We start from the raw sequence: 26,830 nt of genomic DNA, 5'->3' as shown, positions 1-26,830 counted from the left end.
CCGCAATGGATGAGCTGCGGACACTGTCCGCCGGACGGTGTCGTGTCCGCGTGGACACCCGGACAGTGGCGTGTCCGGCCTTACGAATCAATGGCTTGGCGCTGGCACGTTTCGTGCTGCTAATCCCGTAGTCACTTTTTGCGAGCCGCCTCCCACCATGGCCATCCGCGACACCTCCGCACAGGATCGTCCGCTCTCTCCTCCCCCCGCCCGCGTCGCCGGCGGCACATCGTCGCGCCGCCTGCCGAAGATCAAGCGGTCCTGGCTGATCGCCGGTGGTGCGGGCCTGGGGTTGCTGCTGCTCGCTGGGTGGGTCGCCTCCGGTTGGAGTGCGGGCAATCGGTCGGTCGATGCCTCACGCGTCCGCATCGCGCAAGTCACGCGCGGCGACCTGGTGCGCGACATCTCCGCCGACGGCCGCGTCATCGCCGCCAACAGCCCGGTGCTCTACGCGATCGCCGGCGGCACGGTCACGCTCAAAGTGGTCGCGGGCGATGCAGTGAAGAAGGGCCAGGCGCTCGCCGAGATCGACAGCCCCGAATTGCGCAGCAAGCTGGCGCAGGAAGAAGCCACGCTCGCCAGCCTCGAAGCCGAAGCCAGCCGCGCCGGGCTCGATGCGCAGCTCGCGCGCGCCAATGCACGCAAGGCGCTCGACGAGGCGGAAATCCTGCGCCAGGCCGCCGCGCGCGACCTCGAGCGTTACCAGCGGGCGTTCGAAGGCGGCGCGGTGGCGCAGGTCGACGTGGCGAAGGCGCAAGATTCGCTGAAGAGCGCCGACATCGGCCTGGCGCACGCCAAGGGCGACGTTGGCCTGTCCGGCAAGGGCGCCACGCTCGACACCCAGAACAAGCGCCTGCTCGCCGATCGCCAGCGCGCGGTCGTCGTCGAAGTCCAGCGCCAGGTCGCCGCGCTGACCTTGCGCGCGCCCTTCGACGGCCAGGTCGGCCAGGTGCAGATCGCGCAGCGCGCGAACGTCGCGCAGAACGCGCCGGTGCTCAGCGTGGTCGACCTGACCGAATTCGAAGTCGAGATCCGCATCCCCGAAAGCTTCGCGCGCGATCTCGGCATCGGCATGCCGGCGGAGATCCGCAGCTCCGGTGGGGCGCCGTACGAAGCGCATGTCGCCGCGGTGTCGCCGGAAGTCGTGAATGGCGAAGTCACCAGCCGCCTGCGTTTCTCCGGCAAGCAGCCGCCGGGCCTGCGCCAGAACCAGCGCCTGTCCGCGCGCATCGTGATGGACACGCGCAAGAACGTGCTGCAGGTCGAACGCGGCCCGTTCGTCGATGAAGGCGGCGGCAACACCGCGTGGGTCATGGATGGCGACACCGCCGTGAAGAAGCCCGTGCGCCTGGGCGCCAGCAGCATCAGCGCGGTCGAGATCATCGACGGCGTCAAGGAAGGCGACCGCATCGTCGTCTCCGGCGCCGACCAGTTCGGCGACGGCGAACGCATCGCCGTGAATTAGCCCTCGAACGCGCAGCTCTCAAACACGCGGCAGCAACCCTTTTACCTCCCCAAGCATCCACGCACGAACCCAGAAGAAGGAACACCGTCATGCTCGACATGCGCCAGGTCACCAAGGTCTACCGCACCGAACTCGTCGAAACCCACGCGCTGCGCTCGCTGGACCTGCACGTGCGCGAAGGTGAATTCGTCGCCGTCACCGGCCCGTCGGGCTCGGGCAAGACGACCTTCCTCAACATCGCGGGCCTGCTGGAAACCTTCACCGGCGGCGAGTACCACCTCGACGGCCACGACGTGCGCGGCATGTCCGACGACCAGCGCAGCAAGCTGCGCAACCAGAAGATCGGCTTCATCTTCCAGTCCTTCAACCTGATCCCCGACCTCAACCTGTTCGACAACGTCGACGTGCCGCTGCGCTATCGCGGCATGACCGCCGCCGATCGCAAGGCGCGCATCGAAGATGCGCTCTCGCGCGTGGGCCTGGGCTCGCGCATGAAGCATTACCCGGCCGAACTCTCCGGCGGCCAGCAGCAGCGCGCCGCCATCGCGCGTGCGCTCGCCGGGTCGCCCCGCCTGCTGCTCGCCGACGAACCGACCGGCAACCTCGACTCGCAGATGGCGCGTGGCGTCCTGGAATTGCTCGAAGAGATCAACGCGGCCGGCACGACCATCGTGATGGTGACGCACGATCCCGAACTCGCCGCGCGCGCGCAGCGCAACGTGCACATCGTCGACGGCATGGCGACGGACCTGTCCGTCGAACCCAGCCTGACCCGCGTCGCCGCCGCCTCGCTCGCCGAAACGCCGTAAGAGGGCCGCAACCATGTTCGCCTATTACTTCGACCTCGCATTGCGCAGTTTCCGGCGCAACCGCGTCCTCACCGCACTGATGGTGCTGGCCATCGCGCTCGGCATCGGCGCGAGCATGACCACGCTCACCGTCTTCCACGTGCTCTCCGGCGATCCGATTCCGCAGAAGAGCGCGAGGCTTTTCACCGTGCAGCTGGATCCGCAGAGCATGGATGGCTACACCCCGGGCGAAGAACCCGAGGACCAGGTGACGCGCTACGACGCCGAGCAGCTCCTGCGCGAAGCCAAGGGCGACCGCCAGGTGTTGATGACCGGTGGCGGCGTGGCCGTGCAGCCGGAGAAGCAGGGCCTGACGCCGTTCGGCCTGGATGCGCGTTACGTCTCGGCGGATTTCTTCCCGATGTTCGAGCCGACCTTCCTCGCCGGCAACGGCTGGAGCAAGGCGCAGGACGATGCGCACGACCGCGTCACCGTGATCACGCGCAAGCTCGCCGAGAAGTTGTTCGGCACCGTGCAGGCGGTTGGCAAGACGGTGCGCATGGACAACGCCGACTTCCGCATCGTCGGCGTGATGGAGGATTACCGCCCGAAGCCGAAGTTCTACGATCTCAACTCCGATCGCTACGGCGAAGCCGAACAGATCTACCTGCCCTTTTCCACCTCGCGCGATCTCAAGATGGGTCGCAACGGTTCGATGAACTGCTGGGACGACCACAAGGACGGCCCGGACGATCCAGAAGGCGAAACCGGCGTCAACTCGCCGTGCACCTGGATGCAGTACTGGGTGCAGCTGGACACGCCGGAAAAGGCCGAAGCCTACAAGCGCTACCTCACCAACTATTCCGACCAGCAGCATGCCTCCGGCCGCTACCAGCGCCCGACCAACGTGCGCCTGCGCTCGGTGATGGAGTGGCTGGACTATCGCAAGGTCGTTCCGAGCGACGTGCGCCTGCAGGTGTGGCTCGCCTTCGGCTTCCTCGCGGTGTGCCTGCTCAACACCGTCGGCTTGCTGCTCGCCAAGTTCCTGCGTCGCTCCGGCGAAATCGGCGTGCGTCGCGCGCTCGGTGCTTCGCGCAGCGCAATCTTCTCGCAGTGCCTGGTCGAGGCGGGCACCGTCGGCCTGGCAGGCGGCGTGCTTGGCCTGGGTCTTGCGATGCTCGGCCTGTGGGCCGTGCGCCAGCAGCCGGTCGGCTACGCGGACCTGGCGCACCTGGACCCGACGATGTTCCTCGTGACATTCGCGCTCGCCATCCTCGCCAGCGTGCTCGCAGGCCTCGTGCCCGCGTGGCATGCGTGCCAGGTGACGCCGGCCGTCCAACTCAAGTCGCAGTGAGGGCATGACCATGGAACTCCGACCCATTCTTTCCACGCTGCGCCGCCACAAGACGGCCGCCTCGCTGATCGTGCTGGAGATCGCGCTGAGCTGCGCCATCATCTGCAACGCGCTGTTCCTGATCAGCGGGCGCCTGGAAGCGATCAACCGCATCAGCGGCTTCGACGAAACGCACATCGTGCGCGTGCAGCTCGGCGGCATCGGCACGGACGACAACGCCGGCGCGCTGACGCAAACCGACCTGGCTTCGCTGCGCACGCTGCCCGGCGTCAAGAACGCGACCGTCACCAACCAGGTGCCGTTCAACAACAGTTCCTGGAACAGCAGCGTCAACCTGACCAAGGACCAGACGCACCAGAACCTCAACGCCACCGTGTACATGGGCGACGTGCAGTTCCTCGACACGATGGGCCTGAAGCTCGTCGCGGGCCGCGACTTCACCGCAGACGACATCGTGACGTGGGAGGACATGGACAAGCCCGACAGCAAGGTGCAGCCGCACGCCGCGATCCTCACCAAGGCCACGGCCGACAAGCTGTGGCCGGGCGAGAACCCGATCGGCAAGCAGTACTACAGCTGGGGCGAGGAGCCCACGCGCGTGGTCGGCATCGTCGAGCACATGGTGCGCCCGAACAACAACGGCGGTTTCGGCGAGTTCGAGTACGCGCAGTTGCTCCCGGTGCGCGTGCCCTACACGGTCGGTGGCAACTACGTGATCCGCATCGACGATGCGGGACAACGCCAGGACACCCTGGATGCGGCGGAAAAGATGCTGCTGAAGAACGCCAACAACCGCCTGATCGTCGAAAAGAAGACGATGTCGGAAATGCGCGACGAGTTCTTCCGCGGCGATCGCGCGATGGCGTGGATGCTCGGCAGCGTGTGTATCGCGTTGCTGATCGTCACCGCGCTCGGCATCGTCGGCCTGGCGAGCTTCTGGGTACAACAGCGCACGCGCCAGATCGGCGTGCGACGCGCGCTCGGTGCGACGAAGGGGCAGATCCTGCGCTACTTCCAGACCGAGAATTTCCTGCTCGCCACGCTCGGCATCTTCCTGGGCATGGTGCTCGCCTTCGGCATCAACCAGTTGTTGATGGGCAAGTACGAGTTGCCACGGCTGCCGCTGATGTACCTGCCGGTCGGTGCGGTCGTGCTGTGGTTGCTCGGACAGATCTCGGTGTTCGGTCCCGCGCGGAAAGCCGCCGCGGTGCCGCCTGCGGTGGCCACCCGCTCGGTCTGACCTGCCAACTGGGGTTTCCCGGCCTCCCACGGGCCATCGGGGGCCGCGCCGGATGCGGCGCGGCCCCTTTCTTTCGGTACGCTTGCGCCATGCCCACGATCCTGGTCATCGACGACAACCCCGCGGTCGCCACGGCGCTGGAGACGCTGTTCTCCTTGCACGACATCGACACGCGCTCGGTCACCACGCCGGACGACGGGCTGAAGCTGCTCGCGCGCGAGCCGATCGACCTGGTGGTGCAGGACATGAACTTCCACGCCGACACCACCTCGGGCGAAGAAGGCGTCGCCCTGTTCGGCGCGATCCGCGAACGCCACCCCGACCTGCCCGTCATCCTGCTCACCGCGTGGACGCACCTGGAATCGGCCGTCGACCTGGTGAAGGCCGGCGCCGCCGATTACCTCGCCAAACCGTGGGACGACCGCAAGCTGCTCGCGACGGTCAACAACCTGCTCGAACTGGCGTCCACGCGCGACGAACTGCAACGCCATCGCAGCGGCGAACGCCGCCGGCGCGATGCGCTGCTGCGCGAACACGATCTGAAAGGCCTGGTGTTCGCCGATGCAGCGAGCGAAGCGACGCTGATGCTCGCCTGCCAGGTCGCGCGTTCCGATCTTCCGGTGTTGATCACCGGCCCGAACGGCACCGGCAAGGAAAAGTACGCCGAGATCATCCACGTCAATTCGAGCGTGCGGAACGGCCCGTTCGTCGCGGTGAATTGCGGCGCGCTGCCGGGCGAATTGATCGAAGCGGAGTTGTTCGGCGCCGATGCGGGCGCCTACACGGGTGCGAACAAGGCGCGCGAAGGCAAGTTCGAAGCCGCCGATGGCGGCACGCTCTTCCTCGATGAAATCGGCACGCTGCCGCTCGCCGGGCAGGTGAAGTTGTTGCGCGTGCTGGAAACGGGCCGCTTCCAGCGCCTGGGCAGCAATCGCGAGCGCGAAGTGAAAGTGCGCGTGATCAGCGCGACCAATGCGGACCTGGCCTCGCTCATCGGCGCCGCGCAGTTCCGCGAAGACCTGTTTTACCGGCTCAACGCGATCGAGCTGAAATTGTTGCCCCTCGCGCAACGGCCCGATGACATCCTCCCGCTCGCGCGCCACTTCCTGCCCGCGGGCAAGCGCCTGGGCGCGGCGGCGGAACGTGCGCTGCGCGCGCATGCGTGGCCCGGCAACGTGCGCGAGTTGCGCAATACCCTGCAGCGCGCGGGCCTGCTGGCGCGCGAAGACGAACTCACGCCGACCGACCTCGGTTTGCAGGCGCCGCCGGTCGCCGCACCGCCCACGTCGCCGAGCGACGAACCCGACCGCGGCGCGATCGAATCCGCGCTCGAGCGCGCCGGCGGCGTGCTGGCGCAAGCGGCGAGCGAACTGGGCATGTCGCGCCAGGCCTTGTATCGCCGGCTCGACCGCCTCGGCATCAAGCGCGACTGACGGCGCCCCGTGACTTCCCGCCGACTGACGCTCAGCGTGACTTTCACGATCCTGGCAGCGGCCTATCTGTTGCTGACGTCGATCGTGGCAGTGCTCCTGGCGGCAGTGCTCGAACAACCGTGGTGGGCGATCCTGATCGCACCGGCGGTGTTGCTGCCCTTGTTGTATTACCACGTGCGTCGCGCCTTCGCGCCGATGCGCTCATTGTTCCGCGCGCTGGCGGGTACGGTGGCGAGCTATCGCGACGGCGATTTCGGCTTCGGCCTGTCGTGGCATGCGAAGAACGAGCTCGGCGATCTGGTCGACGCGCACAACGCGTTGGGCGATGCCTTGCGCGACCAGCGCCTGGCGCTCGTGCAACGCGAGTTGCTGCTCGACACGATGGTGCAGCACACGCCGGTGGCGATGGTGCTGGTCGATCCGCACCATCGCGTCGTGCACGGCAATCTGGCGGCGCGCAAATTGCTCGGCGATGGCAAGCGGGTCGAAGGCCGGTCGTTCGACGACATCCTCGATCACGTGCCGGACGCCTTGCGCGAAGCGCTGCAGCGCGGCGCCGACGGCATGTTCACCGTCGGCGACGAAGAACACGAAGAGATCTACCACCTCTCGCGCCGCACCTTCCGGCTCAACGGCCGCAAGCACGAGTTGGTCCTGCTGCGCCAGCTCACCGCGGAACTGCGCCGCCAGGAAGTGCAGACGTGGAAGAAGGTGATCCGCGTGATCAGCCACGAGTTGAACAACTCGCTGGCGCCGATCGCGTCGCTCGCGCACTCGGGTGCGGAGCTGGTTCGCCGCGGCCAGTACGAGCGATTGCCGAATGCGCTGGCGACGATCGAGGATCGCGCGCGGCACCTGGAAGGCTTCATCCGCGATTACGCACGCTTCGCCAAATTGCCATCTCCGCGCGTGGAAGCGGTGGATTGGAAGCGCTTCGTTGCACAATTGCGCTCGCAGGTGGAGTTCGTCTACGACGGCGCGGACGAACCGGGCGTCGGTCGTTTCGATGCGGCGCAACTCTCGCAGTGCCTGCTCAATCTGTTGAAGAACGCGCACGAATCCGGTTCGCCATCGAGCGATGTTGCGCTGGCGCTCAAGCGCTTGCCGGAGACCTGGCGCATCGAAGTGCTCGACCGCGGCACCGGCATGAACGAAGCGGTGCTCGCCAACGCGTTGTTGCCGTTCTATTCGACCAAGCGCCACGGGACGGGGCTTGGGCTGGCGCTGGCGCGCGAGATCGCCGAAGCGCACGGTGGACGGATCGCGTTGCTCAATCGCCAGGGCGGTGGCCTGTGCGTGGCGATGACGTTGCCCGCCTGAGCGCGTTGGCCTGAAACTGTCGTTAGTTCGGCAGGGGACCGCTGCGCGTCTGGTTGTTCTTGCACGCAGCGAACAGCGCGAGCGCGGCGACGACCGCGATCAGGGAAGCCTTCAGCACGGCGCGCATGGCGTCCTCCTCAGGGCATCGCGTTGTCGGTGAACGGGTTGGCGTAAGCATTCCGCAACCGCCATCCCTGATTGCGCGACCGGCGTGATCGACGCGCACCCGGGTATTTCGCATCCGGCGTTGTGCGACGCGAACGGCTTCTTCTGCTGCGAACCGGGCCCCGCAGGCTCCGATTCGCCGCGCTGCGGCGGGATCGGCAAGATCGAATCGGCGCCGGATTGCCGCGGCAGCGGAATCAAGGCGCTGATGCGCCAGCCCGGCGGATGCTACGAGGTCGACGAGCCGTTCTGATCGGATCGTTCGCGCCGAAGGATCGGCGCGATCACTTCGGCTTTTTCACGGGTCGTTGCCAACCCTCGACCGTGTGCTGCTTCCCACGCGCGATCGTGAGCTGCGATTCGGGTGCATCCTTCGTGATCACCGACCCGGCACCGATCGTCGCATTCTTGCCGACCGTGACCGGCGCCACGAGCGCGGTGTTCGAACCGATGAACGCGCCATCGTGGATCGTCGTCGTCGACTTGTTCGCGCCGTCGTAGTTGCAGGTGATCGTGCCGGCGCCGATGTTGACGCCCGCGCCGACGATCGCATCGCCGAGATAGGTGAGGTGGTTTGCCTTGCTGCCGACGCCCAGTTTCGCGTTCTTGGTTTCGACGAAGTTGCCGACATGCACGCCGTCGGCGAGCACGGTGCCGGGGCGCAGGCGCGCGAACGGGCCGATCATCACCGTGCCTTCGGTGCGCACACCATCCAGATCGCAATGCGCGCGTACTTCGGTGCCGGCGGCGAGCGAGACATCCTTCAGACGACAGAACGGGCCGATGCGCACGCCATCGCCGAGGACGACGGTGCCTTCGAACACGACGTCGACGTCGATCTCGATGTCGCGACCGACTTGCACGTCCCCGCGAATGTCCACGCGTGCAGGATCGGCGAAGCGCACGCCTTCGACGCACAGTGCGCGTGCACTGCGCAATTGGAAGGCGCGCTCGAGTTGCGCGAGTTGCCAGGGGTCGTTGGCGCCTTCGGTTTCGAGCGGATCGGGCGCGACGACGATTTCGGCGGCACTGAACTCCGAGGCGGCTTCGCGGAAGACGTCGGTGAGGTAGTACTCGCCCTGCGCGTTGTCGTTGGACACGCGTTCGAGCCAGCGTTTCAGCGCCGTGGATTCGACCGCGATGACGCCGGTGTTGACCAGGCGAATCTGGCGTTCGTCTTCCGTGGCGTCCTTGTGTTCGACGATGGACGCGACGCGGCCTTCGGCGTCGCGCATGATGCGGCCGTATCCGGTGGGATCCGCGAGTTCCGCGGCAAGCACCGCAAGACGGCCGGGCGTTGCGAGCAAAGGCCGCAATGTCTGCGGCGTGATCAACGGGACATCGCCGTACAGCACGAGCACTTGCGCGCCGTCGGGCACGTTCGGCATCGCCTGTTGCACCGCATGTGCGGTGCCGAGTTGCCTGGCCTGTTCCGACCAGTGCAGGTCCGGCTGGTCTTCGAATGCGGCCCGCACCTGTTCGCCACCGTGCCCGTACACGACGTGGATGCCTTCGGGCGACAGCGCGCGCGCGGCGGCGATCACCTGCGCGAGCATCGGCTTGCCGCCGATGCGGTGCAGCACCTTCGGCAGCGAGGAGCGCATGCGCTTGCCTTCGCCGGCGGCGAGGATGACGACGTGCAGGGGTGCGGGCATTGGATCCGATCCGGGGAAACGTGTCGACGGATTCTAGCGGTGGTCGCTGCTAGGATGCGTCGGCCTTTCCTTCACGGACGAACGCATGACGCTGGGGCGGCACGCACGCGGATATCTGATCATCGGCATCGTGCAGTGGCTGGTGGACTGGGGCGTCCTGGTCGCACTCAGCGGCTGGGGGATGCCCATCAAGCCGGCCAACGTGCTCGGCCGCGTCGCCGGCGCGTGCCTCGGGTACTGGCTCAATGGGAAATTGACGTTCAGCGGCGACGACACCGTGGTCGGCCGCAAGCAGCTCGTGCGCTTCGTGCTGATGTGGATCGGCACCACCATCGTCAGCACGTGGTCGATGGGCATGATCGACCACCACCTGGGGTTGCAGTGGGCGTGGCTCGCCAAGCCGGGCGTCGAGGGCGTGCTCGGGGTGACGGGGTTCCTGTTGTCGCGGCACTGGGTCTACAAGAAGTAGTCGCGCAAACGAAAACGCCGGCACTGGGCCGGCGTCGTTCGTCGCAGTTTGTCGGCAACCTCAGTGCTTGAGGTTCTTGCGCAGTCGTTCCAGCGCCTGCAGCTGCGCGGTGACTTCCGCCAGGCGGGCCTGCGCTTCGGCGATTTCCATCGCTTCGCCACGGCGCGCGAGGATGCGCTCGGCTTCTTCCTTCGCGGCGCGGACCGCGGCTTCGTCGATGTCCTGCGCGCGCACCGCGGTGTCGGCCAGGACGGTGACGACCTGCGGCTGCACCTCGAGGATGCCGCCGGAGATGGCGAAGTCGAGCTTTTCGCCGCCCGGCAAGGTCACGACGACCTTGCCCGGCTTGAGGCGCGTGATGAGCGGGGCGTGCTTCGGCGCGATGCCGAGTTCGCCCAACTCGCCGGTCGCGACGATCAGTTCGGCTTCGCCGCGGAAGATCTCGGCTTCGGCGCTCACGATGTCGCAGCGGATGGTGGATGCCATGCCAGGTGCTCCTTAGGCCGCCATCTTCTTGGCCTTCTCGACGGCCTCGTCGATGCCGCCGACCATGTAGAACGCCTGCTCGGGCAGGTGGTCGAGTTCACCGTCGACGATCATCTTGAAGCCGCGGATCGTGTCCTTCAGCGACACGTACTTGCCCGGCGAACCGGTGAACACTTCGGCGACGTGGAAGGGCTGCGAGAAGAAGCGCTCGATCTTGCGGGCGCGCGACACGGCCTGCTTGTCTTCTTCCGACAGCTCGTCCATGCCGAGGATCGCGATGATGTCCTTGAGCTCCTTGTACTTCTGGAGCGTGGACTGCACACGGCGCGCGGTGTCGTAGTGTTCGTTGCCGATCACGTTCGGGTCGAGCTGGCGCGAGGTCGAGTCGAGCGGGTCGACCGCCGGGTAGATACCCAGCGAGGCGATGTTGCGCGAGAGCACGACGGTGGCGTCCAGATGCGCGAACGTCGTCGCCGGCGACGGGTCGGTCAGGTCGTCCGCGGGCACGTACACGGCCTGGATCGAGGTGATCGAACCGGTCTTGGTCGAGGTGATGCGTTCCTGCAGCACGCCCATTTCCTCGGCGAGCGTGGGCTGGTAGCCCACCGCCGACGGCATGCGGCCGAGCAGCGCCGACACTTCGGTACCGGCCAGCGTGTAGCGGTAGATGTTGTCGACGAACAGCAGCACGTCGCGGCCTTCGTCGCGGAAGTACTCGGCCATCGTCAGGCCCGTGAGCGCCACGCGCAGGCGGTTGCCCGGCGGCTCGTTCATCTGGCCGTACACCATGGCGACCTTCGACTTCTCCGGCTCGGCCACGTTGACGACGCCGGACTCCTGCATCTCGTGATAGAAGTCGTTGCCTTCGCGGGTGCGCTCACCCACGCCTGCGAACACCGACAGGCCCGAGTGCTCGGTCGCGATGTTGTTGATCAGTTCCATCATGTTGACGGTCTTGCCCACGCCGGCGCCGCCGAACAGGCCGACCTTGCCGCCCTTGGCGAACGGGCACATCAGGTCGATGACCTTGATGCCGGTTTCCAGCAGTTCGTTGCCGGCCGACTGTTCTTCGTACGACGGGGCCGCGCGGTGGATTTCCCACTGCGTGTCGGCCTTGACCGGGCCCGCTTCGTCGATCGGCGTGCCGAGCACGTCCATGATGCGACCCAGGGTGCCCTTGCCCACCGGCACGGAGATGCCGCGGCCGGTGTTGTCGGCGATCAGGTTGCGCTTCAGGCCGTCGGTCGAACCGAGGGCGATGCAACGCACGATGCCGTCGCCGAGCTGCTGCTGCACTTCCAGCGTGATCTCGGTGTTCTGCACCTTGAGCGCGTCGTACACCTTCGGCACGCTCTCGCGCGGGAATTCGACGTCGACGACCGCGCCGATGATCTGAACGATCTTGCCCTGGTTCATAGCCATAGCCTCAGTAATAACTCTTGATTGCTTGCAGAAGTGCAGCGCGGTTTACACCGCGGCCGCACCACCCACGATTTCGGAGATTTCTTGCGTGATCGCCGCCTGGCGGGCCTTGTTGTAGACCAGGTTCAGCGTGCCGATCAGCTTGGTGGCGTTGTCGGACGCGGACTTCATCGCGACCATGCGCGCGGCATGTTCGGAAGCCACGTTCTCGAGCACCGCCTGGTACACCAGCGATTCGATGTAACGCGTCAGCACGTGCTCCAGCACGGCCTGCGCGTCGGGTTCGTACAGGTAATCCCAATCGTGCTTTGCGACCTGCGTTTCCGACGCCGGCAGCGGCAGCAACTGGTCGAACGTCGCCTTCTGCGTCATCGTGTTGACGAAGTCGTTGTAGGCGAGGAACACCTTGTCGACCGAACCGCCCTGGTAGGCATCCAGCATCACCTTGATGACGCCCACCAGCTGCTCGACGTGCGGCGTGTCGCCCAGGTGCGTGACCGAGCCCAGCATGCCGACCTTGATGCGACGGAAGAACACCGACGCCTTCTGGCCGATGGTGACCACGTCGACCTCGACACCCTGCTGCTGCCACTGGCGGAACTCACCCAGCAACTTGCGGAACAGGTTGTTGTTGAGGCCGCCGGCCAGGCCACGATCGGACGAAACGACGATGTAGCCCACGCGCTTCACGTCCGCGCGTTGCACGAGGTAGGGATGACGGTATTCGGAGTTCGCCTGGGCGAGGTGGCCGATCACCTGCTTCATCGCACGCGCATACGGGCGCGAGGCCTTCATGCGGTCCTGCGCCTTGCGGATCTTGGACGCCGAGACCATTTCGAGCGCGCGCGTCACCTTGCGGGTGTTCTGCACGCTCTTGATCTTGGTTTTGATTTCGCGACCACCAGCCATCGTACGTCTCCGATTACCAGGTGCCGGTCGAGCGGAACTCTTCGATGCCCTTCTTGAACGAAGCCTCGAGCTCGTCGTTCCAGTCGCCGGTCTCGTTGATCTTCGAGATGACGTTGCCCATCGTGTTCGCGAAGTGGGCCTGGAGGGCGGCTTCGAACGCACCAATCTTGGCGACCGGCACATCGTCCATGTAGCCCTTGTCGACGGCGTAGATCGAGAGCGACTGCTCGGCGACCGACATCGGCGCGTACTGCTTCTGCTTCATCAGTTCGGTCACGCGCTGGCCGCGTTCGAGCTGCTTGCGCGTGGCGTCGTCGAGGTCGGAAGCGAACTGCGCGAACGCCGCCAGCTCACGGTACTGCGCGAGCGCGATGCGGATGCCGCCCGAGAGCTTCTTCATGATCTTGGTCTGCGCCGCGCCACCCACGCGCGACACCGAGATACCGGCGTTCACGGCCGGGCGGATGCCGGCGTTGAACAGGTCGGTCTCGAGGAAGATCTGGCCGTCGGTGATCGAGATCACGTTGGTCGGCACGAAGGCCGAGACGTCGCCGGCCTGGGTTTCGATGATCGGCAGCGCGGTGAGCGAGCCGGTCTTGCCCTTGACGGCGCCGTTGGTGAACTTCTCGACATAGTCCTCGGACACGCGCGCGGCGCGCTCGAGCAGACGGGAGTGGAGATAGAACACGTCGCCCGGATAGGCTTCGCGGCCCGGCGGGCGGCGCAGCAGCAGCGAGATCTGGCGGTAGGCGACTGCCTGCTTCGAAAGATCGTCGTACACGATCAGCGCGTCTTCGCCGCGGTCGCGGAAATATTCGCCCATCGTGCAACCGGAGTACGCGGCGATGTACTGCATCGCGGCCGATTCGGAGGCCGACGCGGCGACGACGGTCGTGTAGGCCATCGCGCCGAACTCTTCGAGCTTGCGCACGATGTTGGCGATGGTGGAGTTCTTCTGGCCGATCGCGACGTAGATGCACTTAACGCCGGAGTGCTTCTGGTTGATGATCGCGTCGATCGCCACCGCGGTCTTGCCGGTCTGGCGGTCGCCGATGATCAGCTCGCGCTGGCCGCGGCCGATCGGGATCATCGAGTCGATGGACTTGTAACCGGTCTGCACCGGCTGCGACACCGACTTGCGCCAGATCACGCCCGGGGCGATGGTTTCCACCGGCGCGGAGGTCTTGGCGTCGATCGGGCCCTTGCCGTCGATCGGCTCGCCCAGCGCGTTGACGACGCGGCCGAGCATTTCCGGGCCGGTCGGCACTTCGAGGATGCGGCCGGTGGTCTTGGCCGTGTCGCCTTCGCGCAGGTGTTCGTAGTCGCCGAGCACCACGGCGCCAACCGAGTCGCGCTCCAGGTTCAGCGCCAGTGCGTAGGTCGCGTTCGGCAGCTCGATCATTTCGCCCTGCATCGCGTCGGCCAGGCCGTGGATGCGCACGATGCCGTCGGACACCGAGGTCACGGTGCCTTCGTTGCGTGCTTCGGCAGCGAGCTTGACCTTCTCGATGCGGGACTTGATCAGTTCGCTGATTTCGGACGGGTTGAGCTGCGTGGTAGCCATGGTGTTTTTCCCGATGTACCGGCGTTGCCGCCGGCGATTAGCAAAGAATTAGTTGGACAGCGCGGCCTGGAGGCGACCGAGCTTTCCGCGCAGCGAGCCGTCGATGACCACGTCGCCTGCATCGATCACCGCGCCGCCGATCAACGCTTCGTCCACCGCGGTCTCGACTTCCACGTCGCGGCCGAAGCGCTTCACCAGCGCGGCCTTGATGGTGGCGAGCTCGGCGGCCGGCAGCGGCGTCGCGGACGTGATGCGCGCCTTGACGACGCGTTCGGCTTCGAAACGCAGCTCGTCGAACAGCCCGGCGATTTCCGGCAGCGCGGACAGGCGGCGGTTGTCGGCGAGCAGCGCGAGGAAGCGCGCGAAGGTTTCACCGTCGATCGCCACTTGCGGCGGCGTCAACAACGTCACCGCGTCGGCCGGCGTCAGCGCGGGATTGCCGAGGAGCGAGGCAACCTGCGGATCGGCCGCCACGCGCGCGGAAAAACCGAGCGCGTCGGACCAGCCGGCGAGCGCGTTGCCGTCGCGCGCCAGCGAGAACGCGGCGCGGGCGTAGGGACGGGCGAGGGTCAGGGCCTTGCTCATCGTTGCGTCCTCAGAGCTGCGCGGCCAGGTCGTCGATCAGCGCCTTGTGGGCGTTGGCGTCGATCTCGCGCTTGAGCAGCTTTTCGGCGCCGGTCACGGCGAGGACGGACACCTGCTTGCGCAGGTCTTCCTTCGCACGGTTCGCGGCTGCGGCGATTTCGGCTTCGGCCAACGCCTTCTGGCGGTTGGCTTCGGCGATCGCGTCGGTCTTGGCCTGGTCGACCATCTGGTTGGCGCGGGCGTGGGCCTGCTCGATGATCTCGTTGGCCTTGATGCGCGCGGCCTTGAGTTCTTCGTTGACCTTGTCCTGCGCCTGCGCGAGGTTCTTCTGGCTCTGGTCGGCGGCGGCGAGACCTTCGGCGATCTTCTGCTGACGGTCTTCGATCGCCTTCATCAGCGGCGGCCAGATGAACTTCACGGTGAACCAGATGAGGATCGCGAACGAGATCATCTGGCCAAGCAAGGTGATATTCGGATTCATGTCATGCCCTGCGAATCGAAGGCGACGCGGCCGGATGCCGCGACGCCGGGTCCAGCGACGCGCACGCCGTCATGGCGTGCGCGCGGGTGCTGCTCAGGCAGCGGCGCCCTGGAGGGCGGCCAGCAGCGGGTTGGCGAACGCGAACATCATCGCCACGCCGACGCCGATCAGGAACGCGGCGTCGATCAGGCCGGCGAGCAGGAACATGCGGCCCTGGAGCATCGGGACGAGTTCGGGCTGGCGGGCGGCGGATTCGAGGAACTTCGAACCCATGATGCCGATGCCGAGGGCGGCGCCGAGCGCACCCAGGCCGACGATGATGCCGATGGCGACGGCGGTGAGGCCCTGGACGTTGGCGATGAATTCCATGGTGGATCTCCGGATGACTGAACTAGTTGGTTTGAAGGGTGAAGCGGAAATACTGATGTGAAGCCGGTGGTGGTGCGAACCGCGGAAAAACCTCAGTGATGCTCGTGCGCCATCGCGAGGTACACGACGGTCAGCACCATGAAGATGAAGGCCTGCAGCACGATGATCAGGATGTGGAACACGGCCCAGATCGAATTGAAGATCACGCCGGGAATGAAGGTGATCCACGAGGCGAACAGCCCCGCGATCAGCATGAAGACCAGCTCGCCGGCATACATGTTGCCGAACAGTCGCATGCCCAGGCTCACCGGCTTGGACAGGTATTCGACGACGTTGAGGAAGAAGTTCGGGATCGCCAGGACGATCTTGGCGAAGGTGCCGTGCGCGTGGAACGGCGCGGTGAACAGCTCCTTCGTGAAGCCCCAGCCACCCTTGGCCTTGATCGAATAGAAGATGATCAGGAAGAAGACGGTGATCGACATGCCGAACGTGGTGTTGACGTCGGCGGTCGGCACCCAGCGCAGGTAGGTGTGGTGCGCGGTCTCGTGGCCGGCGATGGCGGTGACCGCGGCGCTCGGGATGTCGAGCGGCAGCAGGTCCATGGTGTTCATGAAGATCACCCAGACGAAGATCGTCAGGGCCAGCGGCGCGATGAAGCGGCGGTCGCCGTGGAAGGTGTCCTTGACCTGGCTGTCGACGAATTCGACGACGATTTCGACGAAGGCCTGCGGCTTGGACGGCACGCCGGCGGTCGCCTTGCGCGCCTGCGTCCACAGCAGGAAGCAGCCGAGCAGGCCGACGGTCAACGCGACCAGCCACGAATCCATGTGGAAGTCGTGGCCCAACACCTGCACTTTCCAGTGCGTCAGGTGGTGGACGATGTATTCGGTCAGGCCACCGCTGCTCTTTTCAGGACTCACGCCAGATCCTCAAATTCCAAAAGCCACTCAAGCCCAAAGTTTCGTCGCAACCAACATGGCGACCGCGGCCATCGCCGCACCGCCGAGCACCGCCAATGCAGGCAGGTGCCACACCGCGATCGCAAGGAACACCCCGACGACCACGACCACCCACTTCGCGGCGAGCCCGAGCAGCAGGCGCCCAAGCGCCATGCCCGCTCCCTGCACGCCACCTCCGAAGGCGCTCCATGCGGCCACCAGGCCACCGAGCGTCATCGCACCTCCGCCCAGCAGCGCACCGAGCGCGGCTTCACGGCCGGACATCAGGCAGGCCAGGGCTGTCGCCAGCGTCACGAGCGCCTGCGTGGCGGCCGTGCGCTGCGCCAGCCGCCGGCCGGCGGCGACGGTGTTCAGCACGCGCGTGATCCGGGGGAGGTGACGGAGGCTGCGGACCTGAAAGGGCTCCGCGAAGCCCCGAAAGTATAAAGCGACGCCGGACGGGCGGCAACCGCCGGAAGCACCGGAAATCAGACAGTTAGCGAGGTGAACGCATCGCCCGCACGGCGCGCGCGGACATCCGGAACCTTTGCCGGGGACGCCGGTCAGTGAACTCCGAGGCTGTCGCTACTTCCTCGTCGGTCCTCGCGGCAGGCTCACCGGAGCCCCGACGTCTCGTCGCGTCGGGGCTTCGCCTTTTGCGGGCTTACTTCTTTTTGGGCGCGTAGATATCCGTCGCCGTGCCTTCGAACACTTCGGCGGCGAAGCCCACCGACTCGCTCAACGTCGGATGCGGGTGGATGGTCGAACCGATGTCTTCTGCATCCGCCCCCATCTCGATCGCCAGCGCGATCTCGCTGATCAGATCGCCTGCATGCACGCCGACGATGCCGCCGCCGATCACGCGATGCGTGGCTTCGTCGAAGATCAACTTGGTGAAACCTTCGGTGCGGTCGATGCCGATCGCGCGGCCGCTCGCGGCCCATGGGAACTTGCCGACGCCGACTTTCAATCCCTTCGCGGCGGCTTCGGTTTCCGTCACGCCGACCCACGCGATTTCCGGATCGGTGTAAGCCACCGAAGGAATCACGCGTGCGACCCACTCGCGCTTCATGCCGCTCGCAACTTCGGCAGCGAGGCGCCCTTCATGCGCCGCCTTGTGCGCGAGCATCGGGTTCCCGATCAGATCGCCGATCGCGAAAATGTGCGGCACGTTGGTCCGCATCTGGCGATCGACAGGAATGTAGCCGCGATCGGTGACCTGCACGCCCGCGCGCGCGGCGTCGAGCTTGCCGCCGTTCGCGCTGCGGCCGACGGCGACGAGCACGCGGTCGAAGGTCTTGCGCTCGGGAATGCTTTCGCCTTCGAACGCAACGTCGATGCCGGCCTTCTTCGCCTCGCTGGAAACGACCTTCGTCTTCAGGTGCACTTTCGCACCTTGCTTCTTCAGGCGCGCCGCGAGCGGCTTGACGAGATCGGCATCGGCGCCCGGCATCAGCTGGTCGAGCAGTTCGACGACGGTCACTTCGCTGCCGAGCGCGCGATACACCGTCGCCATTTCCAGGCCGATGATGCCGCCACCGACGACGAGCAACGTCTTCGGAATGTCGATCAGTTCCAGCGCATCGGTCGAATCCATGATGCGCTTGTCGGTCCAGTCGAAACTCGGAAGCTTCACCGGCTGCGACCCGGCCGCGATGATGCAGTACTGGAAGCGCAGCAGTTGCGTGCCGCTCTCGCCCACGATCTCGAGTTCGTTCGGCGAAACGAACTTCGCCGTGCCCTGCACCTGCCGCACCTTGCGTTGCTTCGCCATGCCGGCCAGTCCCTTGGTGAGCTGGCCGACGACTTTGTCCTTGTACCTGCGCAGCGCATCGAGATTGACTTGCGGTTCTGCAAACGTGATTCCGAAGTCCTTCGCGTGCGCAGCTTCGTCGACCACGGCCGCCGCATGCAGCAATGCCTTCGACGGGATGCAGCCGACGTTGAGGCACACGCCGCCGAGCGCGGCGTAGCGTTCGACGATCACCGTGTCCATGCCGAGGTCCGCTGCGCGGAATGCGGCGTTGTAACCGCCAGGGCCCGAACCGATCACGACGATCTGGCATTCGATGTCGGCCTTGCGGCCGGTGGCGGCGGCGGGCGCGGGGCCGCTTGAGGGCGCGGCGGGCGACGGCGTGACCGGCGTTGCATGCGAAGGCGCCGCGGTTTGCGCGGGTGTCGACGCTTCCGACTTCGCGGGTGCTTCGGTCTTCGTGGGCGCAGTCGCTTCGGCCGCACCTTCGCTTTCGACGATCGCGACGACGCTGCCTTCCGACAATTTGTCGCCGACCTTCACCTGCAACTCGACGATCTTGCCGGCCACCGACGCCGGCACTTCCATCGTGGCCTTGTCGGATTCGAGCGTGACCAGGCCCTGGTCCAGCTTCACGGTGTCGCCGACGGCGACGAGCAATTCGATGACCGGAACGTCGTCGTAGCCGCCGATGTCGGGAACCTTCACTTCGGTGCGTGCCATGCGCCAATCTCCTCGGTCAGAGCGTCGCGCGACGCAGGTCGCCGAGCAGTTGCGCCAGGAACGCGGTGAAGCGCGCGGCGGCGGCGCCGTCGATCACGCGGTGGTCGTAGCTCAGGGAGAGCGGCAGCACCAGGCGCGGCTGGAACTGCTTGCCGTCCCACACCGGTTGCATCGACGACTTCGACACGCCGAGGATCGCGACTTCCGGCGCGTTGACGATCGGCGTGAACGCCGTGCCGCCGATGCCGCCGAGCGAGCTGATCGAGAAGCAGCCACCGCTCATGTCGGCCGGCGAAAGCTTGCCTTCGCGGGCCTTGCCCGCCAGCTCCGCGGTTTCCTTCGCGATCTGCAGCACGCCTTTCCTGTCGACGTCGCGCACCACGGGAACGACGAGGCCATTCGGCGTATCGGCGGCGAAGCCGATATGGAAATACTTCTTGAGCGTGAGGTTCTCGCCGCTGGCATCCAGCGATGCGTTGAAGGTCGGGAACTTCTGCAGCGCGACGACCGAGGCCTTCATGATGAAGGCGAGCATCGTGAGCTTGAGCCCCGCCTTCTCGTTTTCCTTGTTGATCGAAATGCGCAGCGCCTCGAGGTCGGTGATGTCTGCATCGTCGTGTTGCGTGACGTGCGGAATCATCGCCCAGTTGCGCGCTAGGTTGGCGCCGGCGATCTTCTGGATGCGCGTGAGCGGCCTGGTTTCGATTTCGCCGAATTTGCTGAAGTCCACGTGCGGCCACGGCAGCAGGTTCAGGCCGCCCCCCGCGTGCGTGGCACCGGCCGACGCTGTGGCACCGCCGGAGAGCGCACGCTTCACGAAATCCTGCACGTCCTGTCTTTCGATGCGGCCCTTGCGGCCGGTGCCCTGCAGTTGCGCGAGGTCCACGCCGAGCTCGCGGGCGAACAGGCGCACGCCGGGACTCGCGTACGGCACTTTTTCCGGCAACAGGCCATCGGCGTCGAAGGCGACCGGCGGCGAACGCGGCGGCTGCGCTTCGGCATCGATGCCGGGCTTGCTGTCCAGCGCGGCGCCCTGCACCGACGGCGCGGCCGCGATGCTCTGCTTCGCGATGTTGTCCGGCTGCGTCGAGGGCGCGACGGGTTCGACTTTCTCGCCGGTTTCCGCCACGGGCTGCGTCGGCGGTGGCGTGGGTGGATTCGGTGCCTGTGCCGCGGGGGCCTTCGGTGCTTCGGCCTTCCCGCTCGCCGCGTCCGTCGCTTCGATCAACGCAACCACGCTGCCTTCGGACAGCTTGTCGCCCACCTTGACCTTCAACTCGCGCACGACACCGGCGAAGGGCGCGGGGACTTCCATCGTCGCCTTGTCCGATTCCAGCGTGACCAGGCCCTGGTCGACCTTCACCGTGTCGCCGACGGCGACGAGGAGTTCGATGACCGGCACGTCGTCGTAACCACCGATGTCGGGGACTTTCGCTTCCTGGGTTCCGGCCATGGGGGACGACTTCCGTGGAGGTTGGCCGTCTATTGTGGCGGTCGCGGGACAGCGCGCCAACCGCGCTGCGCCGCGCGGCAAAAAAAAAACCGCCCGCTGGGGAGGCACGGGCGGTGGGAAGCGCCGGGGGTGCCGGCGCGATCCGGTCCGACGCCAGGTCAGCGGTGCGCTTCGCGCACCTTCACCTTGGCGTCGATCAAGTCCAGCGTGCGCCCGTCGGGCAGGCGATACGCGAGCGCGTTGTCGATGGCGTCCAGCGCTTCCATGCGGCGGCAGAGGCTTTCGGCGCGCGCTTCCAGCTGCTTCTCGCGCGGCTGGATGCGGCGCTCGATCTCCTTGTCGAGGTTGTTCATGCGATCGATGCGCGCCTGGTCGCCGCTGAACGCGGCCGAGATCGCGCCGCCCACGATGTCGCCGATGACCAGCGGCAGCACTTCGGAGATGGCGTGGGTGATGCTGTTGCCGAGTTCGTTGCCGTTGAAACGATTCGCGGCGACGGCATGCTCCAGGCGCTTGTCGATGTCGGCGCGCGACTTGGCGAGCGCCGCGCGCGTCTGCTCGGGATTCGCGCTCAGGCCGGTGGCCACTTCGCCGAGCGCAGTGAAGGCGATGTCCGCCGCATCGCGGCCGATTTGCGCGGCAAGCGGCAGCGTTTCGCGCACCTGCTTCTCGTAATCGGCGACGCGCTGACTGTCGTCCTTGCTGAGGTTGACCCACTTGTCGTCGATGAACATGCGCCCGGTTCGCATGACGATGGCCTTCGGGGTGCCGGTGTCGCGCGTGAATATCACCGACTTGTCGGTGACGCTGAGCTCGTAGTCGCTGTCGACATCGCACTGCAGGTCCTTCGCTGCCGCGGTGCCGCAGGCCACCGCGAGCGCCAGTACCAGGCCGCCGTTCAACGCAAGCTTCATGCCACGCATCCGTTCGTCTCCTCGTCGATGGACCCGATCATGCAACCCTCGTGCCGAAACGGCACGTGCCGGTGGGTGGCATGACTGACGTCATGGTGGCGCATGGGACTGCAACCATCGGTGCAGACGGCGCATCTTCCCTGACGTGGCAATCACTCCCCCGGCCACCGTGCGAGGTCCGTCATGTATTCCGTACAACATGTCCTGTGGCGTGGCGTGATGGCGCTCAGCCTGCTGGTCGTCGGCGGCGTTGGTGCCGGCGTGACTACGCAGTCCGTGCCCGCCGGCCAAGATGCGCTCGCTTGCGAAGATGCGGCATTCGTCTTCCATGGCGTGCGCGGTGCGGTGAAATCCGAGTTCGCGATCGTGCCGGGCGCGCAGCCGCCGCTGCAGATCTTCGACACCATCGTGGTGAAGGGCATTCCGCCGAAGCCCGAAAAGGCGTGAGGACGATGTCGCGCGGCGCGGTGCGCCGCGCGCGAAGCTGAACGTTCGCGTCATCCAGTTGCATCCGCGGTGAAATTCCGCCACCGATCTCGCGCCGTGCGCACGGTGCTCCCGTTGTCGTTCATGCAGGCCTCGCAACCATGGCCTCGCCCCATCTCCCCGGGGCTCAAGAACACAACGTGGAGAAATGCATGCGCAAGACTTATCGAACCCTCGCCATCGTCGCCGCACTCGCGGCCACGCCGATGGCTTTCGCACAAGACAATGGTTCGACTTCCGATGCCACGACGCCGAGGCACTTCAGCGTGGTGGGCGGCTACGCGCACATGGTGCCGAAGTCGAATCCGGGCACGATCGGCGGGCAGACGGCCGATCTGGACGGCAACGGTGCCGCGACGCTGAGCGGCGCGTGGCATCTCGACGATCATTGGGCGGTCGAGTTGTGGGGCACGCCCGACAAGATCAAGACCGACGTCGATCTCGCGAACGGCGCCCGCGGTTCGTTCAAGCAGCAGCCCGTCGCCGTGAGCGGGCAGTATCACTTCGGGCAGGCTGCGATGCCGATCCGCCCCTTCGTCGGCCTGGGTTATTACGAGTCGAACATCGACGATGAGCGTTTCGATCCGACGGTGGCCGGCGGCAATCATGTGGGCCTGGATTCGCCGAAGGGCGCGATCGCGACGGTCGGCGCGGATTTCAACGTCACCGATCGGGTGTTCGCGCGTGCCGATGCGCGGTATCTGAAGGGGAATGCCGAGGCGAACGTGGCCGGCGCTCCCGCGGGTGAGATCGACCTGGATCCCTGGGTCGTCGGTGTCGGCGTGGGTGCGCGCTTCTAAGCGTTCACCGCTTCGCCGGACCCAGCCCCTCTCCCGGACGGGAGAGGGGTTTTTACGTCAGGGGTGTTCGGCTTCCGCATGGATCTTTTCGCGGCGCAACAGATACAGGCCGCTGCCGATGATGATCGCCGCGCCGATCCACGTGACCGAATCCGGCAACACGCCCCAGAACGCCAGGTCCAGGCACACGCCCCACACCAGCGCGGTGTATTCCAGCGGCGCGATCAGCGAGGCTTCGCCCCACTTGAAGGCAAGCGTGATCGCGTATTGGCCGAACGCGCCCGCGACGCCGAGGCCTGCGATCAGCGGCCAATGTTCGCGCTGGATCGCGACCCAATCCGGATACGCGAGCGCACCGGCACCGATCGCCATCATGGCGAGCAACCACACCATCATCGATTGCACCGAATCGGTCTTGGCGAGCAAGCGCACCGTGATCGCCGAAATCGCGTAGCACAGCGCCGACAACAGCACGGCCATGCCCGCCAGGCTCAGCACGCCCTGCCCGGTCGGGCGCAACACGACAAGCACGCCGACCAGGCCGATCCCGATCGCGATCCATCGCCGCGGCCCGACGTACTCCTTGAGGAACGGGACCGACAAGGCCGTGATCAGCAGCGGCGCGACGAAGAAGATCGAGTACGTCGTCGACAGCGGCAAGGATTTGAGCGCGTAGACGAAGGCCACCATCATCACGATGCCGAGTACGCCGCGCAGCAGGTGCAGCGACCAGCGCACGCGGAACAGGTGCGGCAGCCCGACCGTCGCCAATGCCCATGCGAGCACGAGGGGGAGCGATGCGAGCCCGCGGACCGCCGCCACCTGGAAGGGCGGGTAATGCGCCGAGAGCATCTTCAGCGCCGAATCCATCAGCGCGAACATCGCGACGGCGACGAGCATCAGGCCGATCGCGCGGAGTTGGCGCCGGCGATCGGCGTGCACTTGTGCGTTCATCGCCCAAGCTTGGGGCAATGGCGTCCTCGACGCCACCCTGCACGCGACGCCCACGCGCCGCACGGCAGCCTGCAGCCGTGCCCGAAGGTCCCTCCATCGTCATCCTGCGCGAAGAAGCCGCGTCGTTCGTCGGCCGGAAAGTGCTGCGCGTCAGCGGCAACACGCGCCTGCTGGACGCGCAACGCATGCGCAACCAGACGGTGCGCAACGTGTGCAGCTGGGGCAAGCATTTCCTGATCGCGTTCCCGGGATTCGCGCTGCGCGTGCACTTCATGCTCTTCGGCAGCTATCGCATCGACGAGGCCAAGCCGAACGCCTCGCCCCGGTTGTCGCTGGGTTTCGCCAAGGGGCGCGAACTGAACTTCTACGCCTGTTCGCTGAAATATATCGAAGGCCCGCTGGACGACACCTACGATTGGAGCGTGGATGTCATGGCCGATGCATGGAATCCGCGTGCGGCGCGCAAGACGTTGCTGGTCCATCCCGACGCGCTCGTTGCCGATGTCCTGCTCGACCAGCACGTGTTCTCCGGCGTGGGCAACATCATCAAGAACGAAGTGCTGCACCGCATCCGCGTCCATCCGGAAAGCACCGTCGGCGCCCTGCCCTCGCGCAAGCTCGGCGAGATGATCAAGCAGGCGCGCGAATACAGCTTCGACTTCCTCGAATGGAAGAAGGCCTACGTGTTGCGCAAGCACTGGCAGGTGCATGCGAAGAAGACCTGTCCGCGCGACGGCACACCGCTGTCGTATCGCAAGCACCTGGGCCGCGCGCAGCGCCGCGCCTTCTGGTGCGAGACCTGCCAGCCGCTTTACCGGTAACCTTGCGCGATGGAACTGTCCGAAGACCCCATCGCCGACACGCGCCGCTGGCTCGAACGCGCCGTCATCGGGCTGAACCTGTGCCCGTTCGCGAAGGCCGTGCATGCGAAAGGCCAGGTGCGCTGGGTGTTGAGCGATGCCTCGACGCCGGAAGCCCTGCTCGCGGAGTTGGGGGAAGAACTCGGGTTGCTGCGCGACGCCGATCCCGGGGCCGTCGACACCACGCTCATCGTGCATCCGCAGGTCTTGCAGGATTTCGCGGATTACAACGATTTCCTCGGCGAGGCTGATGCCCTGGTCGAAGCGATGGACCTCGACGGCGTGCTGCAGGTGGCGAGCTTCCACCCGCAGTACCAGTTCGCCGACAGCGGCCCGGACGACATCGAGAACTACACCAATCGCTCGCCCTGGCCGACGTTGCACTTGCTGCGCGAGGACAGTGTGTCGCGCGCGGTGGAGGCGTTTCCCGACCCGGACGTGATCGTGGAGCGGAACGTGGAAACCTTGCGGAAGCTCGGGCGCGAGGGTTGGGAAGCGCTCTAGACCAGGGTGCCTGCGCGCTCGTCGTCTTCGACCAGGCGCCATTCGCCCGGCGCCAGGTCGCCCAACGTCAATCCACCGATCGCGCTGCGATGCAAGGCCTCCACGTGGTTGCCCACGGCCGCGAACATCCGCCGCACCTGGTGATAGCGCCCTTCGGTCAACACCACGCTCGCATGGCGCGCATCCCGGGCCTCGAGCGTCGCCGGTTTCAGCGGCGTGTCTTCCGTTTCCAGCATCAGCGTGCCGCTGGCGAAGATCGCCGCTTCATCGCCGCGCAAGTCCTGCGCCAGCGTGGCTTCGTAGCGCTTCGGCAGGTGCGCCTTCGGCGAGACGATGCGGTGCAGCAGCCCGCCGTCGTCGGTCATCAGCAACAGGCCGCTGGTGTCGCGGTCCAGTCGTCCGACGGTCGACAGCAAGGGCGCGCGCAAACGGAAGCGCGGTGGCAACAGGTCGTAGACGATGCGGCCCTTGTCCTTCGTCGAACACGTGTAACCGACGGGCTTGTGGAGCATCAGCAACAGGCCGGCGGGCGGATCGAGCGGCTCGCCGTCGACGCGGATCGCGGCGTGGTCGACCTGGTCGTCGGCGTACAACACTTCGCCGTCAGCGTCGGTGATGCGCCCTTCGCGGAACATCCACTGCACTTCCTTCCGGCTGCCGTAACCGAGGTTTGCGATGTGCCTGACCAGCTTCATGCGCGCACCGCCTCCAGTACCTTGAAGCCGCCGGCGTCGGCGAGCACGCGCACTTGCGCGAATTTCTCGCCGAGGACCGCCTCGTACGGCAGGTGTCGATTCGCGACGAGCACCAGTCGCCCACGCGCGCGCAGCGCCTGCGCCGCGACGTCGATGAAGCGACGGCCGAGGTCCGGCCGGTCCGCGCGCGACTGCGCATGGAAGGGCGGATTCATCACGATGAAGTCGTATTGTTTCGACAGGCCCTGGGTGACGTCGTGCCAGTGGAAGCCGACGTTGGCGTGTCCGGCGAGGTTCTGCCGCGCAAGCGCCAGCGCGCGTCCTTCGGCTTCGTAGAGATCCATCGCCTGCACATTCTTGCAACGCGCGAGCACGTCCATCGCAAGCACGCCGACGCCAGCGCCGAGGTCCGCGCCTTCGCCCGCAAGGTCCTTCGGCAGATGCTGCATCAGCAGCGCGGAGGCTTTGTCGATGCGGTCCCAGGCGAAGACGCCGGGCCGGCTCAACAACGTATCGCCCGCGACGAAACGCGGTGCATCGAGCGCGCGCCACTCGTCCAGCAACGCAAGATCCATCGCACGTGCACCGGTCCAGAACACGCGGCAGTGATTCTTCGACAACACGTTGACGTGGCCGGCGAGCCGCGCGAGATCCGCCTGTCCGGTCTTCGCGCCTTCGTCGTTCGGCATGCAGGCCAGGACGGTGCCCGAAGTCCCTGCGTGAAAGAGCGCTCGTGCCAAGAGGGCGCGCGCTTCGTCTCGCTGGCGCGGTGGCAGCACGAGCACGAGCGCAAAGGTGCCGTCGACGTCTTCGCCATGCACGTCGATGCCCGAGCGCTGCAACGCATCGAACGCAGGCTTGTAACTCTGCTCGGCGACCAGGCCCGGCAACGGACGTGCATGCAGCGGCCAGCCATCGCGCGCGCGGAGGAACAAGGCACCCTCTTCGACCGGCCAGGCGAGCGCGCCCGTCGCTAAGGGATGGAACAAGGTTGCGAGCGCGGCGTCTTCGTCGCGCGGACCGGAAAGGTTCGACATGCCGCCCA

The 26,830-nt window shown here is 66.3% G+C and carries 28 protein-coding genes; 12 read left to right on the top strand and 16 right to left on the bottom strand.

All coding sequences use genetic code 11. The annotated features are described in order from the left end of the window. Window positions 1-157 precede the first annotated feature (157 nt). The 7 genes from ACXJJ8_RS13180 to ACXJJ8_RS13150 all read left to right on the top strand — a co-directional run bounded on the left by ACXJJ8_RS13180 (window position 158) and on the right by ACXJJ8_RS13150 (window position 8,018). Window positions 158-1,465, top strand: coding sequence for an efflux RND transporter periplasmic adaptor subunit (locus tag ACXJJ8_RS13180; protein ID WP_499030841.1), 1,308 nt, complete (start codon window positions 158-160; stop codon window positions 1,463-1,465). An 89-nt stretch (window positions 1,466-1,554) separates the two neighbouring features. Further along, the gene (locus tag ACXJJ8_RS13175; protein WP_498962704.1) at window positions 1,555-2,274 is read left to right on the top strand and encodes an ABC transporter ATP-binding protein; all 720 of its coding nucleotides are present in this window, start codon (window positions 1,555-1,557) and stop codon (window positions 2,272-2,274) included. Window positions 2,275-2,287: 13 nt separating this feature from the next. Then, on the top strand, window positions 2,288-3,607 hold the full coding sequence (locus ACXJJ8_RS13170; RefSeq protein ID WP_499030840.1) for an ABC transporter permease: 1,320 nt from the start codon (window positions 2,288-2,290) through the stop codon (window positions 3,605-3,607). Window positions 3,608-3,617: 10 nt separating this feature from the next. Continuing rightward, window positions 3,618-4,847, top strand: coding sequence for an ABC transporter permease (locus ACXJJ8_RS13165; protein WP_499030838.1), 1,230 nt, complete (start codon window positions 3,618-3,620; stop codon window positions 4,845-4,847). Between the two features lie 89 nt (window positions 4,848-4,936). Continuing rightward, window positions 4,937-6,280: a sigma-54-dependent transcriptional regulator gene (locus ACXJJ8_RS13160; protein WP_499030835.1), complete on the top strand. Its 1,344-nt coding sequence runs from the start codon at window positions 4,937-4,939 to the stop codon at window positions 6,278-6,280. 9 nt (window positions 6,281-6,289) lie between these two features. After that, a complete protein-coding gene (locus ACXJJ8_RS13155; protein ID WP_499030833.1) occupies window positions 6,290-7,600 on the top strand; it encodes a sensor histidine kinase in 1,311 nt (436 codons plus the stop codon). A gap of 211 nt (window positions 7,601-7,811) precedes the next feature. Continuing rightward, window positions 7,812-8,018, top strand: a complete 207-nt coding sequence (locus ACXJJ8_RS13150) for a hypothetical protein (protein ID WP_499030830.1) — start codon at window positions 7,812-7,814, stop codon at window positions 8,016-8,018. Between the two features lie 31 nt (window positions 8,019-8,049). Here ACXJJ8_RS13150 and glmU read toward each other — a convergent pair whose 3' ends face one another. Further along, a complete protein-coding gene (gene glmU / locus ACXJJ8_RS13145; RefSeq protein WP_499030827.1) occupies window positions 8,050-9,420 on the bottom strand; it encodes a bifunctional UDP-N-acetylglucosamine diphosphorylase/glucosamine-1-phosphate N-acetyltransferase GlmU in 1,371 nt (456 codons plus the stop codon). 85 nt (window positions 9,421-9,505) lie between these two features. Between glmU and ACXJJ8_RS13140 the strand changes: the two genes are divergently transcribed. Then, window positions 9,506-9,889, top strand: coding sequence for a GtrA family protein (locus ACXJJ8_RS13140; protein ID WP_499030825.1), 384 nt, complete (start codon window positions 9,506-9,508; stop codon window positions 9,887-9,889). 60 nt (window positions 9,890-9,949) lie between these two features. Here the strand turns inward: ACXJJ8_RS13140 and ACXJJ8_RS13135 are convergent, their stop codons facing one another. The 12 genes from ACXJJ8_RS13135 to ACXJJ8_RS13080 form a co-directional block, all read right to left on the bottom strand. Beyond that, window positions 9,950-10,375 (bottom strand): F0F1 ATP synthase subunit epsilon, encoded by a 426-nt coding sequence (locus ACXJJ8_RS13135; RefSeq protein WP_499030823.1) that lies wholly within the window; start codon window positions 10,373-10,375, stop codon window positions 9,950-9,952. A gap of 12 nt (window positions 10,376-10,387) precedes the next feature. After that, on the bottom strand, window positions 10,388-11,791 hold the full coding sequence (gene atpD, locus ACXJJ8_RS13130) for a F0F1 ATP synthase subunit beta (RefSeq protein WP_499030820.1): 1,404 nt from the start codon (window positions 11,789-11,791) through the stop codon (window positions 10,388-10,390). A 51-nt stretch (window positions 11,792-11,842) separates the two neighbouring features. Next, on the bottom strand, window positions 11,843-12,706 hold the full coding sequence (atpG, locus tag ACXJJ8_RS13125) for a F0F1 ATP synthase subunit gamma (protein ID WP_499030817.1): 864 nt from the start codon (window positions 12,704-12,706) through the stop codon (window positions 11,843-11,845). A gap of 13 nt (window positions 12,707-12,719) precedes the next feature. Beyond that, a complete protein-coding gene (atpA, locus tag ACXJJ8_RS13120) occupies window positions 12,720-14,270 on the bottom strand; it encodes a F0F1 ATP synthase subunit alpha (RefSeq protein WP_499030814.1) in 1,551 nt (516 codons plus the stop codon). A gap of 48 nt (window positions 14,271-14,318) precedes the next feature. After that, the gene (locus ACXJJ8_RS13115; RefSeq protein WP_499030811.1) at window positions 14,319-14,855 is read right to left on the bottom strand and encodes a F0F1 ATP synthase subunit delta; all 537 of its coding nucleotides are present in this window, start codon (window positions 14,853-14,855) and stop codon (window positions 14,319-14,321) included. Window positions 14,856-14,865: 10 nt separating this feature from the next. After that, the gene (locus ACXJJ8_RS13110; protein WP_499030809.1) at window positions 14,866-15,336 is read right to left on the bottom strand and encodes a F0F1 ATP synthase subunit B; all 471 of its coding nucleotides are present in this window, start codon (window positions 15,334-15,336) and stop codon (window positions 14,866-14,868) included. A 93-nt stretch (window positions 15,337-15,429) separates the two neighbouring features. Further along, window positions 15,430-15,705: a F0F1 ATP synthase subunit C gene (gene atpE, locus ACXJJ8_RS13105; RefSeq protein WP_498979906.1), complete on the bottom strand. Its 276-nt coding sequence runs from the start codon at window positions 15,703-15,705 to the stop codon at window positions 15,430-15,432. 92 nt (window positions 15,706-15,797) lie between these two features. Beyond that, entirely contained in the window at window positions 15,798-16,625 is an 828-nt protein-coding gene (gene atpB, locus ACXJJ8_RS13100) for a F0F1 ATP synthase subunit A (protein ID WP_499030807.1), read from the bottom strand. Window positions 16,626-16,652: 27 nt separating this feature from the next. Next, complete coding sequence (locus tag ACXJJ8_RS13095) at window positions 16,653-17,021, bottom strand: hypothetical protein (protein ID WP_499030805.1); 369 nt, start codon at window positions 17,019-17,021, stop codon at window positions 16,653-16,655. A gap of 286 nt (window positions 17,022-17,307) precedes the next feature. Continuing rightward, entirely contained in the window at window positions 17,308-19,119 is a 1,812-nt protein-coding gene (lpdA, locus tag ACXJJ8_RS13090; RefSeq protein WP_499030802.1) for a dihydrolipoyl dehydrogenase, read from the bottom strand. 16 nt (window positions 19,120-19,135) lie between these two features. Beyond that, window positions 19,136-20,680, bottom strand: a complete 1,545-nt coding sequence (locus tag ACXJJ8_RS13085; RefSeq protein ID WP_499030800.1) for a dihydrolipoyllysine-residue acetyltransferase — start codon at window positions 20,678-20,680, stop codon at window positions 19,136-19,138. Window positions 20,681-20,730: 50 nt separating this feature from the next. Next, entirely contained in the window at window positions 20,731-21,486 is a 756-nt protein-coding gene (locus ACXJJ8_RS13080; RefSeq protein ID WP_499030798.1) for a DUF2884 family protein, read from the bottom strand. Between the two features lie 183 nt (window positions 21,487-21,669). On the opposite strand from ACXJJ8_RS13080, the gene ACXJJ8_RS13075 reads away from it, so the two are divergent. Both ACXJJ8_RS13075 and ACXJJ8_RS13070 read left to right on the top strand, forming a co-directional pair. Beyond that, a complete protein-coding gene (locus tag ACXJJ8_RS13075) occupies window positions 21,670-21,933 on the top strand; it encodes a hypothetical protein (protein WP_499030797.1) in 264 nt (87 codons plus the stop codon). A gap of 191 nt (window positions 21,934-22,124) precedes the next feature. Continuing rightward, window positions 22,125-22,772, top strand: a complete 648-nt coding sequence (locus ACXJJ8_RS13070) for an OmpW/AlkL family protein (protein ID WP_499030795.1) — start codon at window positions 22,125-22,127, stop codon at window positions 22,770-22,772. A gap of 57 nt (window positions 22,773-22,829) precedes the next feature. On the opposite strand, the gene ACXJJ8_RS13065 is transcribed toward ACXJJ8_RS13070, so the two are convergent. Further along, window positions 22,830-23,726: a DMT family transporter gene (locus tag ACXJJ8_RS13065; protein WP_499030793.1), complete on the bottom strand. Its 897-nt coding sequence runs from the start codon at window positions 23,724-23,726 to the stop codon at window positions 22,830-22,832. A gap of 77 nt (window positions 23,727-23,803) precedes the next feature. On the opposite strand from ACXJJ8_RS13065, the gene ACXJJ8_RS13060 reads away from it, so the two are divergent. Together ACXJJ8_RS13060 and ACXJJ8_RS13055 are read left to right on the top strand one after the other, a co-directional pair. Next, window positions 23,804-24,547 carry a DNA-formamidopyrimidine glycosylase family protein gene (locus tag ACXJJ8_RS13060; protein WP_499030790.1) on the top strand — a complete coding sequence of 248 codons (744 nt, stop codon included), beginning with the start codon at window positions 23,804-23,806 and terminating at the stop codon, window positions 24,545-24,547. A 9-nt stretch (window positions 24,548-24,556) separates the two neighbouring features. Next, entirely contained in the window at window positions 24,557-25,090 is a 534-nt protein-coding gene (locus tag ACXJJ8_RS13055) for a DUF1415 domain-containing protein (protein ID WP_499030788.1), read from the top strand. Here the strand turns inward: ACXJJ8_RS13055 and ACXJJ8_RS13050 are convergent. Then, window positions 25,087-25,785: a pseudouridine synthase gene (locus ACXJJ8_RS13050; protein WP_499030785.1), complete on the bottom strand. Its 699-nt coding sequence runs from the start codon at window positions 25,783-25,785 to the stop codon at window positions 25,087-25,089. The genes ACXJJ8_RS13055 and ACXJJ8_RS13050 overlap by 4 nt on opposite strands. Next, on the bottom strand, window positions 25,782-26,822 hold the full coding sequence (locus ACXJJ8_RS13045) for a class I SAM-dependent methyltransferase (RefSeq protein WP_499030783.1): 1,041 nt from the start codon (window positions 26,820-26,822) through the stop codon (window positions 25,782-25,784). The genes ACXJJ8_RS13050 and ACXJJ8_RS13045 overlap by 4 nt, the downstream gene beginning before the upstream one ends. Between the last annotated feature and the right edge of the window lie 8 nt (window positions 26,823-26,830).

The sequence above is a fragment of the Lysobacter sp. P5_C4 genome, assembly GCF_054049695.1.
This window is presented reverse-complemented; position numbering and strand designations above follow the sequence as displayed.

Excerpts from the sequence above, each read along its gene's own strand:
- ACXJJ8_RS13180 (WP_499030841.1), top strand. The coding sequence starts at position 158 with ATGGCCATCCGCGACACCTCCGCACAGGATCGTCCGCTCTCTCCTCCC.
- ACXJJ8_RS13175 (WP_498962704.1), top strand. The coding sequence starts at position 1,555 with ATGCTCGACATGCGCCAGGTCACCAAGGTCTACCGCACCGAACTCGTC.
- ACXJJ8_RS13170 (WP_499030840.1), top strand. The coding sequence starts at position 2,288 with ATGTTCGCCTATTACTTCGACCTCGCATTGCGCAGTTTCCGGCGCAAC.
- ACXJJ8_RS13165 (WP_499030838.1), top strand. The coding sequence starts at position 3,618 with ATGGAACTCCGACCCATTCTTTCCACGCTGCGCCGCCACAAGACGGCC.
- ACXJJ8_RS13160 (WP_499030835.1), top strand. The coding sequence starts at position 4,937 with ATGCCCACGATCCTGGTCATCGACGACAACCCCGCGGTCGCCACGGCG.
- glmU (WP_499030827.1), bottom strand. The coding sequence starts at position 9,420 with ATGCCCGCACCCCTGCACGTCGTCATCCTCGCCGCCGGCGAAGGCAAG.
- ACXJJ8_RS13140 (WP_499030825.1), top strand. The coding sequence starts at position 9,506 with ATGACGCTGGGGCGGCACGCACGCGGATATCTGATCATCGGCATCGTG.
- ACXJJ8_RS13135 (WP_499030823.1), bottom strand. The coding sequence starts at position 10,375 with ATGGCATCCACCATCCGCTGCGACATCGTGAGCGCCGAAGCCGAGATC.
- atpD (WP_499030820.1), bottom strand. The coding sequence starts at position 11,791 with ATGAACCAGGGCAAGATCGTTCAGATCATCGGCGCGGTCGTCGACGTC.
- atpG (WP_499030817.1), bottom strand. The coding sequence starts at position 12,706 with ATGGCTGGTGGTCGCGAAATCAAAACCAAGATCAAGAGCGTGCAGAAC.
- atpA (WP_499030814.1), bottom strand. The coding sequence starts at position 14,270 with ATGGCTACCACGCAGCTCAACCCGTCCGAAATCAGCGAACTGATCAAG.
- ACXJJ8_RS13115 (WP_499030811.1), bottom strand. The coding sequence starts at position 14,855 with ATGAGCAAGGCCCTGACCCTCGCCCGTCCCTACGCCCGCGCCGCGTTC.
- ACXJJ8_RS13110 (WP_499030809.1), bottom strand. The coding sequence starts at position 15,336 with ATGAATCCGAATATCACCTTGCTTGGCCAGATGATCTCGTTCGCGATC.
- atpE (WP_498979906.1), bottom strand. The coding sequence starts at position 15,705 with ATGGAATTCATCGCCAACGTCCAGGGCCTCACCGCCGTCGCCATCGGC.
- lpdA (WP_499030802.1), bottom strand. The coding sequence starts at position 19,119 with ATGGCACGCACCGAAGTGAAGGTTCCCGACATCGGCGGCTACGACGAC.
- ACXJJ8_RS13080 (WP_499030798.1), bottom strand. The coding sequence starts at position 21,486 with ATGAAGCTTGCGTTGAACGGCGGCCTGGTACTGGCGCTCGCGGTGGCC.
- ACXJJ8_RS13075 (WP_499030797.1), top strand. The coding sequence starts at position 21,670 with ATGTATTCCGTACAACATGTCCTGTGGCGTGGCGTGATGGCGCTCAGC.
- ACXJJ8_RS13070 (WP_499030795.1), top strand. The coding sequence starts at position 22,125 with ATGCGCAAGACTTATCGAACCCTCGCCATCGTCGCCGCACTCGCGGCC.
- ACXJJ8_RS13065 (WP_499030793.1), bottom strand. The coding sequence starts at position 23,726 with ATGAACGCACAAGTGCACGCCGATCGCCGGCGCCAACTCCGCGCGATC.
- ACXJJ8_RS13055 (WP_499030788.1), top strand. The coding sequence starts at position 24,557 with ATGGAACTGTCCGAAGACCCCATCGCCGACACGCGCCGCTGGCTCGAA.
- ACXJJ8_RS13050 (WP_499030785.1), bottom strand. The coding sequence starts at position 25,785 with ATGAAGCTGGTCAGGCACATCGCAAACCTCGGTTACGGCAGCCGGAAG.
- ACXJJ8_RS13045 (WP_499030783.1), bottom strand. The coding sequence starts at position 26,822 with ATGTCGAACCTTTCCGGTCCGCGCGACGAAGACGCCGCGCTCGCAACC.